This window comes from Brochothrix sp. (genome assembly GCF_017549435.1).
In the GTDB taxonomy this organism is placed as follows: domain Bacteria; phylum Bacillota; class Bacilli; order Lactobacillales; family Listeriaceae; genus Brochothrix; species Brochothrix thermosphacta.
The window spans coordinates 1-10,461 of record NZ_JAFYUW010000173.1 but is presented as its reverse complement, the minus strand read 5'-3'; the positions used below and the strand labels follow the sequence as shown (position 1 = coordinate 10,461).

Sequence of the window (10,461 nt, the reverse complement as noted above, 5' to 3'; positions counted from 1 at the left end):
TTGAAAGATACTGTGTCACATACTGCTACTTCAAAGAAAAGCGAAAAAGTTCCAAACACAATTTCATACATCCTACATATACGTGTACTATTAATGATGATGGTCGCAACCAGTATGGTACAAATCGCAAACTTTAGCTTACAACCATTGTTAGCTTTATATGTTAAAGAACTCGCACCGCACACCAATAACATCGCTTTACTCTCAGGGCTCGCATTTTCAGCAACTGGTTTTGGTAACTTAATTATGACGCGACGGTGGGGTATTTTAGGTGATCAACATGGTTATGAAAAAATAATTGGTTATCTACTACTCGGTTCAGCACTTGCGGTTATACCTTTAGCTTTTATCAATTCAATGACCCTTTTTATTTTCTTACGTTTCTTATTTGGGATTGTTATCGGTGGCTTAATCCCGTTAACCACTGCCTATATCAGACTAGCATCTCCTGTTTCAATTCAAGGTGAAGTACTTGGTTATAACCAGAGTGCACGTTTCCTCGGAAATGTGATTGGACCGGTTATTGGCGGCGAACTCGCCAGCCTGTTCAACATCTCATTCGTGTTTTACTTCACGGCGTTTATGTTTATTTTAACCTACGGATTATTACGTCTTAGTATACGTTCGGATCGTAAACGAAATATTGAGCTTCATTAACTATCATTTGTTAAGCGTTATTTTTTTCGTTATACTTGTTAGTAACTATCAATTTTAATTGATATTAGATATTTTGAAAGGAGCGATTCATTTTTGTGAATTTTTTACACTTAGCAGTTTTATTACCACTCATCGTAGCTGCCCTTATTCCATTTACACATAAGTATTTAAAACAATGGCATCTCGGATGGTTAGTTCTCGTTGTACCTTTTGGATTGTTTTGTTATTTCCTTAGTTTCTTATCAAGAGACCTGACCTCACAACCACTTGTTTACCTTATGAAATGGATTCCTGACCTAGGCATCAACTACGTTTTGCGTGTGGATGGGCTGAGTCTACTTTTCGTCTTACTGATTACTGGTATAGGCGCTTTAGTAACACTGTACTCCATCTTTTACCTCAGCAAGAAGAAAGAACAACTGCACTACTTCTATGCTTACCTTTTAATCTTCATGACAGCAATGCTTGGTCTTGTACTATCAGATAATATGATGGTACTGTATCTTTTCTGGGAGATGACTTCGATCAGTTCCTTCCTATTGATTGGCTATTGGCATAAACGTGAGCGTTCACGTTATGGTGCAAAAAAAGCATTGTATATTACCGTTTTCGGTGGTTTGATGATGCTCGGGGGAATGAGCATTCTTTCTAACCTTGCGGGTAGCTTTAGTATTCAAACCGTTATAGCAGAAGCTTCAACCTTTAGTAACTCTCCATTCTTCATGCTCGCGATGATTTTCATCTTGCTCGGAGCTTTTACAAAGTCAGCACAGTTTCCATTTCACATCTGGCTGCCCGATGCGATGGAAGCGCCAACACCGATTAGCGCTTACCTTCACTCCGCGACTATGGTTAAAGCAGGTATCTATCTCGTTGCTCGAATGACTCCGGTGTTCGCACCCACTCACCAGTCTTGGTCAGTCATTATTATGATCGTGGGTCTTACGACATTGTTCTGGGGTTCCTTCAATGCTTTAAAACAAGTGGATTTAAAAGGAATTCTCGCCTATTCAACCATCAGTCAATTAGGTTTAATCATGTCTTTATTAGGGCTCGGTTCAAACTCACTGCGTGAGGCGAACGGTTTTTATGTCGCTGCTCTAGCTGCTGCTCTTTTACACTTATTCAACCATGCAACGTTCAAAGGCGCATTATTCATGGTTGTTGGTATTATCGATCATGAAACAGGCACACGAGACATACGTCGTCTCGGCGGTTTAATGAACGTGATGCCTTTAGCTGCAACACTCGCTTTTGTCGGTACATTTGCCATGGCTGGAATTCCACCATTTAATGGTTTTGTCAGCAAAGAGATGTTTTTAGAATCCTTTGTTAATCTTTCGACTATTCAAGCACCTTCATTAACTGTGCTTTCTTACATCTTTTTGTTTGTTGCTTGGATTGCAAGTGTCATCACCTTTGTCTACAGCATGATTTTATTCTTCCGTCCTTTCACTGGAAAAATGAAACCATGGTTACAACCTAAAAAAGCGACACATACACCCATCGGGATGGCGACTTCTCCATTAATCTTGGTAATCATTGTTGTTGTAAGTGGCTTATTTCCAAATCTCTTAGCAACACCGTTGATTACACCCGCAATACATAGTGTTAAAACAACATTGAATCCGGACTATCAATTACACTTATCTCTATGGCACGGTTTCACTCCGGCACTTTGGTTAACCATTGCTATTATAATTATCGGTTCTATTTTAGCGGCAACGTACCTCAAATGGAAACCACTCATCCAACGCCCATTACGGTTTCTATTCAGTTGGAATGATGTTTATAACCGTGGTAACTACTACTTTGAAAAACTATCTTATCGTTCAATGACAAGTGTCATGAATGGGAATTTACGCTTTTATCTGATTATTCTCTTTATGACGTTTATCTTTGCGACAATTATTGGTGTAACCACCACGTCGTCATTGAACTTTTCGACAGCTAAACTCTCACCGATTGATGTTGTTGATTGGCTGATTTTTGCAGCTGCTGTCGTTGTATTGTTAGCAATTATGCTTTCTAAAGCACGTCTAACCTCTGTTATTTTGCTAGGTGCTCTTGGGTATCTCATCGCAATTATCTTTATGATCGCGCGTGCACCTGATTTAGCTTTAACACAGTTAGTTGTCGAAACAATTTCAGTTATTCTTTATCTGCTTGCTTTCCGCTTCTTGCCGCAAATAGGTAAAGATGAAGAAAAAATAACACCGTTCTCTTGGCGTTTATGGATTAGTATGGCTGTTGGTTTCGTAATGTTTATCGTTGTCTTTTCATCATTCAACACAACATTTTTCGATTCCGTTCTTTCGCCTTACTTCATTGAAAATGCCTATACTAAGGGCGGCGGTAAAAATGTGGTCAACGTAACCCTGGTCGATTTCCGTGGATTCGATACATTCTTCGAATCGGCTGTACTTACGGTGGCTGCGATGAGCATCTACTCATTAATTCGCTTACGTCTCAACAAAGGAGATAAACAACATGAAGAATAATGATGTCTTACTCCGAATGGCTTCTCAAATTATCGTCTTTATCATCTTAATTTTTGGTGCTGATTCTTTTTTCTCTGGACATAATCTTCCAGGGGGAGGGTTTATTGGTGGCTTGATTATCGTTTCTGCATTCGCTTTACTGGCAATTGCTTACGATTTAAATCTCGTCAAACGAATTTTACCGTTTAACCCGTTACGTCTTGCTGGTTCCGGTTTATTAATTATCCTTATCAGTTCAAGTATTAGTCTTTTTAAAGGCCAATCATTTCTAACGCACTCATCCGTGTATGTAGACTTGCCTCTTTTTGGCCATACTGGACTTTACACTTCTACCCTCTTCGATATTGGCGTATTGATGGTTGTACTCGGTGCCATTTTAACAATAATCTTAGCGATTGGGGAGAGTGATTAAATGGAGTTATTAATGAGTTTATTAATCGGTTTAATGTTTACAGCCGGTGTTTATCTCATCCTATCGAAAAATATCTTACGTATTATTATCGGAACGGCTATCGTTAGCCACGGTGCGAACTTAACTCTTTTAACTATTGGAGGCATTAAGAACGGTAGTGCCCCTATCTTATTAGATGGACTCAAACTGTTCAACGACCCGATTCCGCAAGCCTTAATCTTAACAGCCATTGTAATTGGTTTTGCTGTCACTGCTCTCTTTTTAGTAGTGGCTTACAGAGCTTACCAAGAAATTGGAACAGATATGGTAAACCGCACGAGAGGAAATGATGATGATGATGACTAACTTTGCTTTACTTCCCATCCTAATACCTTTTGTTGCTGCGATTTGCTTATTGATTCTACCGCATAAAATCAAGTACCAGCGTCCAGCAGCAATTATTTGGAGTTTGGTTTTACTTGCTTTTACAATTTTCACCTTCACCAAAGTGATTAAAGAAGGAACATTAGTTGTGACAATGGGTGATTGGCCCGTACCTTTTGGTATTAGTATCGTTGCTGATATGTTAGCAATATTACTTGTTTTAACAACAACGGTCATCCTTCCGTTTATTATTCTTTATTCAATCAAAACGATTAGCGTGCCACGTGAAGAAGGTTTGTACTACTCACTTGTATTCTTCATGATCACAGGTGTAAACGGAAGCTTCTTGACGGGTGATATTTTCAACCTCTTTGTTTTCTTCGAGGTGATGTTAATGGCATCTTATGGCATCATTGTGTTAGGTGGTACTCGTGTCCAGCTTCAAGGGATCGTAAAGTACTTGGTATTTAACGTGATTGCTTCTGCCTTTTTCATTGTATCTGTCGCGATGCTTTATGGCGTAGTTGGTACTTTGAACATGGCAGATATCGGACAAAAGCTGAGCGAAGTCCAAGGACAAGCGGATGCTGGTTTAATCAGTGTGATTGCCATCTTCTTTCTGTTTGTATTTGGATCAAAAGCCGGTATTTTCCCGCTGTTCGTCTGGTTGCCAAGCTCATATGTAAGTGCGCCTATGCCCATTCTTGCGCTTTTTGGAGGCCTTCTTACAAAGGTTGGTTTATATGCAATCATGCGTACATTCAGCTTGTTCTTCTCTGCCGAACCAGGTATTGAATGGAGTTTCCTCCGTTGGTCTGCCTACTTAACCATCATCATTGGTGTTATTGGCGCTATGAGTTACCGTAATATGAAAAATATCGTAATTTATAATATTCTTATTGCTATTGGCGTTATTCTTGTCGGCTTTTCGAGCCACACATTAGACGGAATGACTGGGAGTGTTTTTTATACGATTCATGACATGTTAATCAAAGTCGCACTCTTTATGATTATCGGTGTTATCCTATTCATAACGGGAACGCCAGATATTCGAGATTTCTCTGGTTTGATCCTTCGTTACCCAGGTCTAACCTTTATCTTCTTTATCGCTATGCTTGGCCTTGCAGGCATTCCACCGTTTAGTGGTTTCATTGGAAAACTTTACCTGATTAAAGGTGTCTTCCAGAGTGGCGATATCGTCGGCGGACTATTGATTTTGATCTCTAGCCTATTTGTACTTTTATCATTATTACGTATCTTCATCCTCGGATTTTGGGGTAAGGAACGTGGCCCGCGTCATATGGTATACGGCTATCGTCAAATGATGTTCCCCACTATCTTGCTCGTATGTTTAACGGTTGCGTTTGGAATTGGTATACAATTTGTAACACCGTATGTCCAAATAGCTGCCGATTCATTGGCTAACCCAATGATTTATATCCAATCTGTGTTAGGAGGCAATTAAATGGTTTTTCAAATTTTTCTTAATAGCCTCATTGCCTTACTCTGGCAGTTTCTACAGGCGGATTTCACCTTCAGTACTTTTTTAATCGGCTATATCATCGGTATCATCATGTTATTCACTATGCGTCGCTTTTTCAAAGGTCGCTTTTACCTTGAACGCGCGTTTTCAATTGTTCGTTTAATCGTGATGTTCCTGGGTGACGTGGTGACAAGTTCGATTGCCATGTCGAAAGTCATCCTTGCAAAAGATATCGATATTACACCCGGTATTTTCAAATACCGTACCGTTCTAGAATCAGATTGGGAAGTTATGTTGCTAACATCACTCATTTCACTCACACCCGGTACAACATGTATTGAGGTGGATGAAGATTCACATACTTTCTATATTCACTGTATCGATCTTAGTGATCCTGAAGAAGAGCGTAGTAAAATTCGTAACGGTTTCGAACGTCATATTGTGGAGGTGTTTCGCAAATGATATTACAGGCCTCAATCTATATATCACTCGTTTTATTTGGTGTATCCATCCTGCTATTTCTTTATCGCGTCATTAAAGGTTATTTTATAGCTGATCGCGTTTTAGCATTAGACTGTATTGGTATCGCCTTGGTTTCAATCGCTGCCTTGATTTCAATGCTTCAAAACACACCTGTATTTGTTGATGTTCTTCTAATAATCGGTCTACTCGCCTTTATTGGAACTGTCTCATATGCTCGTTTTGAAGAGAAAGGTAAGGTGATTGTGCGTGATCGAACTAAGTCTTGAGATTATTATCTCGATTTTAATCATTTTATCGTCTATACTAAGTCTTATTGCAGCTATCGGTTTAATTCGTTTACCCGATACTTATACGCGAGCACATGCCGCTGGTATTGGGAACACACTCGGTATCACTATAATGATGTTAGCTTTATCGTTATACTTCACTTATTTTTCATCGGTCAATTTATTGCCAAGAATTATACTGGCACTTGTCTTCATCTTTTTAACAGCTCCGATTGCCAACCATTTAATCACACGTTCGGCTTACCATATCGGTGTGCCTTTAACTAAAAAGCACAAAATTGATGAACTCTATCCTGTGAAAAAAGAAGAAATACAAGCATTACGTGCTGAACGACTCCAGCGTGAAGTTCGTGAAGAAGAAGATTATGAAAAAGTAATTCAATTAACTCAACTTGTTGATGCGATGCGCGATAAGCGCTTATTGCAACATGAACAAGAGGAAGAAGAAGCGTTTCAAGCTGAAATTAAAACGCCACTTAGCCCTACAGAAGAATTGAATGACGATGATGATGACAACACGAATTAATTCATAAAGGAGGCATTTAAATGGATTTTTGGAATAACGTGCCTTTAATGGCAGCCTTGATCGCAATCTTTTTTGCTCAAGCAATTAAAGTCCCCATTCAAGCACTCATGAACAAACGTGCTAATTGGTCGCTACTCACTGCAACTGGTGGTATGCCTAGTTCGCATTCAGCCGCCGTGTGTGCGCTGATGACTGTTTTAGCTATCGAGTACGGAATGAACTCACCTTACTTCGCTATCGCCGCAATATTCGGCGTTATCGTGATGTTTGATGCAATGGGTGTTCGTCGTCAAAGCGGTGAACAAGCGATTACAATCAACAAACTAATTGCCGACTTCCAAGCAATTACTAATTTAGGAAAAGCAAATGCCGAAAAAGATCCCGAAGCTGGTCTTCAACGTCTTAAAGAAGTTTTAGGTCATAAACCGACTGAAGTTTTCTTCGGTATCTTGACAGGTATTGCAATTGGTTTCCTTGTTAATTACTTATATCATCTCTAAAGTTGAAGCTAAGGCATTCTCGCCTTAGCTTTTTTTGCACACAAAAAAGCACTGATACGTTTGTATCAGTGCTTTTTCTACTTCTTATTTATAGAATTGGAATTTACCTTTTTTAAGCATTGTTCCAATACCACCAAGCATTAAGATTGAACGGTCATCGATTACTTTTTTAATAACTGATGCACGGTAACCTTTAAGTGGTTTGTCACCAACAAGACCCATTGCATCGTTATCGCCTAATGAACATACAGTTCCTTTAGGTTTGTAAACGAAGTCTTTTAATGGTTGGCCATTAATAAGCGCTACTAAGTTTGCTGCTGCGTAATCAGCTTGTTGAATAGCAATTTGAGCAGTTGTTGGGTATGGACGGTTGTTTGCAGGATCCATAACAGCTGAACAGTCACCAATGATTAAGATTTCTTCGTTACCTGGAACAGTTAAGTTTGCGTTAACCATTACGCGGCCACGACGTTCGTCAAAGCCAGAAGCACCGACAACGCTTGAACCACGAACACCAGCACCCCAGATGAATGTTGCTGCTTTAATTTCTTTAAGCTCTTCACCATCAGCATAAATAACTGAATCTGGCGTAGCTTCTTTAATTGGGTGACCAATTTTGAATTCTACACCACGGTCTTCAAGACGTGAAATAGCATAGTTTGCTAAGTCTTTTGTAAACATTGGCAATACGCTTGGTGCTGCCTCGATACAAATGATACGGATTTTTTCACGTGGAACATCATATTGCTTCACAAGATGAGGAATACGGTTTGTTAATTCACCTAAGAATTCAAAACCAGTAAATCCAGCACCACCAACGATGATAGTTAATAACTCATCATTTTGTGTTGTTTTCCACTCAGCAAATTTTGTTTCGATGTGCTCACGAATACGTTTTGTTGATGGAATATCAGCAATTGGTAATGTATATTCTTCAACACCTGGTGTACCAAATGATTCTGATTCGAAACCAAGAGCAAATAATAAGTAATCGTATGAGATAAGACCATGTTGTTCTAATTCAACAGTTTTATCATCTTTGTTCACTTTTACCACTGCATCTTGGATGAATTTTGTATCACCTTTTACTTGATCTTTAATTGGGAAACAAGCATCGTTAGCTTCAATCGTTCCCGCCGCTACTTCATGTAACCATGTTGCTTCGTAGTGGTAATCATTTTTGTTAATGATTGTAATTTCTGCATCTGGTTTTGCTTTTTGAAGATTACGTAAAGTACGGAGACCGCCGTAACCTGCACCTAAAATGACAATTTTCTTCTTCGCCACTGTAAATCACTCTTTTCATATAATTATATTTGTGTAGATGTCGTTCACACTAAAAAAACACATTTCCATTACCAATTCTATCGGTTTTTACATATCTTTTCAAGCCTTTGAGAATAATTAATTCATTTAATGGTCACATTTCATTTTTTATCAAAATCAAAATTCGCCTATCCTTACTTTTTTTTATGGTATTATATGTAGAAAGTGATTATTTTTTCGAATCATATTATTAAAATGGGGGTATTTACGTTGACGGATTTACATGAAGAACTATATGATATTACAATTATCGGCGGTGGACCCGCTGGTTTATTTTCAGCATTTTATGGTGGTTTAAGAAGCGCTAAAGTTAAAATAATCGAGACGCTCCCCACTTTGGGTGGTCAACTTTCAATGCTTTATCCTGAAAAATTCATCTATGATGTGGCAGGATTTCCTAAGATAAAAGCTCAAGAATTAGCAGATAGATTAATTGAACAAGCAGAGTCCTTTAAACCGACCATTTGTTTAGAAGAAGAGGTTTTAGAACTTAATCATACCGATGACGGTTGTGTCCAACTTGTGACAAATAAAGGTGTGCATTTATCGAAAACAGTCATTATAACAGCCGGAAACGGCGCGTTTGAACCACGTCGTGTTGATATCGAAAACGCATCTCTTTTAGAAGGTCAACACGTGCATTACTATATTAAAGATATGAACCGTTTTGCGGGGAAAAACGTTGCGATATGTGGCGGCGGTGATTCTGCTGTTGACTGGGCGTTAATGTTAGAACCGATTGCGCAATCCGTTTCATTAATTCATCGACGTGATGCCTTTCGTGCACACGAAAGCAGTGTGCAAAGATTACGAGATTCATCAGTTAAGTTGATTACGCCTTATGTACCCACAGACTTAACAATTGCCGATGCGGGACATCTTACAAGCGTCCTTTTGAAAAAAATGAAGTCAGGCGAAGAATCAGCTGTTGAGATTGATGATTTTATCGTCAACTATGGTTTTATTTCAACGCTTGGCCCCATTAAGACATGGGAGTTAGAATTGGAAAAAAACACAATCGTTGTCAACTCTCGTATGGAAACAAATCGTAAGGGGATTTATGCGGTGGGTGATGTTTGTACCTATCCTGGTAAAGTTGCTTTAATTGCTACTGGACTTGGTGAAGCGCCTACTGCAGTAAACAATGCCATGAATTATATCAACCCAAAAACACGTGTACAACCGATGCATTCAACAAGCATGTTCGGTCAATAGCATAATGCGTGTAGCCTTCTTTTTTCAGATTGAACGACATAAGTTTTCATAAGCGTTTTACCATTTTCAGATGATGATAGTGGCTCATAACTAGCAAATCCGCCAAAGTTCAGGCGGGTTTTTTTGTAGTCACTTGGTAAGTGTAATATAGCAATCTAAAACGCTCCCATCATAATAGCACGTTAGATTTTTTTCTAACGTCTACTATAATCGGAGCGTTTCACTAACAACCAGATGATGTCATTATTTTATTTTTTAACTTGGAATTTAAAGAACAATGAATATTTGGGTTGTTTCTTAACTGACTCTTCAATGCTAGCAAAATACAGCCCTTTCAATCTCATATCAGCCTCTTTACTTGAATCCAAAATCGCTCCTGCTGCTTCAATTTCTTCGATTTTTCTAATACTATACTACTCTCTATTGTATCAAGATGAACGACCTGACTTTTGTATATTTCTCACTTTTTCACAAGCAAATTAGCAAAAAAAAAACCTTTGGTTGATCCATTTTTCTGAATCAAACAAAAAGTTTTTTAATGTTACTCTTGATAATAGACGGTTATACCCGTCTGTTTTTCTGTTTAGTTTCGCCGATAAAGGTTAAACAAGAACCTGCTAAAATGATACAAATACCAACAATTGTATTTTTAGTAATTACTTCGTTTAAAATTAAAAGCGCAAGTAGCGGGGCTAAACCTGGCTTAAT

General features: G+C 38.6%; 11 protein-coding genes. 10 read left to right on the top strand and 1 reads right to left on the bottom strand.

Annotation, left to right across the window (positions count from 1 at the left end; all coding sequences use genetic code 11):
- From IKV95_RS11015 to IKV95_RS10975, 9 genes are all read left to right on the top strand, one after another.
- On the top strand, positions 1-657 hold a 657-nt coding region (locus tag IKV95_RS11015), incomplete at its 5' end, for an MFS transporter (protein WP_287451853.1).
- A 95-nt stretch (positions 658-752) separates the two neighbouring features.
- On the top strand, positions 753-3,158 hold the full coding sequence (locus IKV95_RS11010) for a Na+/H+ antiporter subunit A (RefSeq protein ID WP_029091923.1): 2,406 nt from the start codon (positions 753-755) through the stop codon (positions 3,156-3,158).
- A complete protein-coding gene (locus IKV95_RS11005) occupies positions 3,148-3,570 on the top strand; it encodes a Na(+)/H(+) antiporter subunit B (protein WP_029091922.1) in 423 nt (140 codons plus the stop codon). Before IKV95_RS11010 ends, IKV95_RS11005 begins: the two co-directional genes overlap by 11 nt.
- Complete coding sequence (locus IKV95_RS11000) at positions 3,571-3,915, top strand: Na(+)/H(+) antiporter subunit C (protein ID WP_029091921.1); 345 nt, start codon at positions 3,571-3,573, stop codon at positions 3,913-3,915.
- Entirely contained in the window at positions 3,905-5,398 is a 1,494-nt protein-coding gene (locus tag IKV95_RS10995; protein ID WP_029091920.1) for a Na+/H+ antiporter subunit D, read from the top strand. The genes IKV95_RS11000 and IKV95_RS10995 overlap by 11 nt, the downstream gene beginning before the upstream one ends.
- Positions 5,399-5,878, top strand: a complete 480-nt coding sequence (locus IKV95_RS10990; RefSeq protein WP_069119072.1) for a Na+/H+ antiporter subunit E — start codon at positions 5,399-5,401, stop codon at positions 5,876-5,878.
- A complete protein-coding gene (locus IKV95_RS10985; protein ID WP_029091918.1) occupies positions 5,875-6,165 on the top strand; it encodes a Na(+)/H(+) antiporter subunit F1 in 291 nt (96 codons plus the stop codon). Before IKV95_RS10990 ends, IKV95_RS10985 begins: the two co-directional genes overlap by 4 nt.
- On the top strand, positions 6,146-6,712 hold the full coding sequence (mnhG, locus tag IKV95_RS10980; RefSeq protein ID WP_069119070.1) for a monovalent cation/H(+) antiporter subunit G: 567 nt from the start codon (positions 6,146-6,148) through the stop codon (positions 6,710-6,712). Before IKV95_RS10985 ends, mnhG begins: the two co-directional genes overlap by 20 nt.
- Positions 6,713-6,732: 20 nt before the next feature.
- On the top strand, positions 6,733-7,212 hold the full coding sequence (locus IKV95_RS10975; protein WP_029091917.1) for a divergent PAP2 family protein: 480 nt from the start codon (positions 6,733-6,735) through the stop codon (positions 7,210-7,212).
- An 84-nt stretch (positions 7,213-7,296) separates the two neighbouring features.
- Here the strand turns inward: IKV95_RS10975 and IKV95_RS10970 are convergent, their stop codons facing one another.
- Positions 7,297-8,499, bottom strand: coding sequence for an NAD(P)/FAD-dependent oxidoreductase (locus tag IKV95_RS10970; protein ID WP_029091916.1), 1,203 nt, complete (start codon positions 8,497-8,499; stop codon positions 7,297-7,299).
- A gap of 249 nt (positions 8,500-8,748) precedes the next feature.
- On the opposite strand from IKV95_RS10970, the gene IKV95_RS10965 reads away from it, so the two are divergent.
- Positions 8,749-9,753 carry an NAD(P)/FAD-dependent oxidoreductase gene (locus tag IKV95_RS10965; RefSeq protein WP_278403893.1) on the top strand — a complete coding sequence of 335 codons (1,005 nt, stop codon included), beginning with the start codon at positions 8,749-8,751 and terminating at the stop codon, positions 9,751-9,753.
- Positions 9,754-10,461: the final 708 nt, after the last annotated feature.

What these genes read in the sequence shown, in the direction of transcription:
- IKV95_RS10975 (WP_029091917.1), top strand. Translation starts at nt 6,733, where the DNA reads ATGGATTTTTGGAATAACGTGCCTTTAATGGCAGCCTTGATCGCAATC.
- IKV95_RS11005 (WP_029091922.1), top strand. Translation starts at nt 3,148, where the DNA reads ATGAAGAATAATGATGTCTTACTCCGAATGGCTTCTCAAATTATCGTC.
- IKV95_RS10990 (WP_069119072.1), top strand. Translation starts at nt 5,399, where the DNA reads ATGGTTTTTCAAATTTTTCTTAATAGCCTCATTGCCTTACTCTGGCAG.
- IKV95_RS11000 (WP_029091921.1), top strand. Translation starts at nt 3,571, where the DNA reads ATGGAGTTATTAATGAGTTTATTAATCGGTTTAATGTTTACAGCCGGT.
- IKV95_RS10995 (WP_029091920.1), top strand. Translation starts at nt 3,905, where the DNA reads ATGATGACTAACTTTGCTTTACTTCCCATCCTAATACCTTTTGTTGCT.
- IKV95_RS10985 (WP_029091918.1), top strand. Translation starts at nt 5,875, where the DNA reads ATGATATTACAGGCCTCAATCTATATATCACTCGTTTTATTTGGTGTA.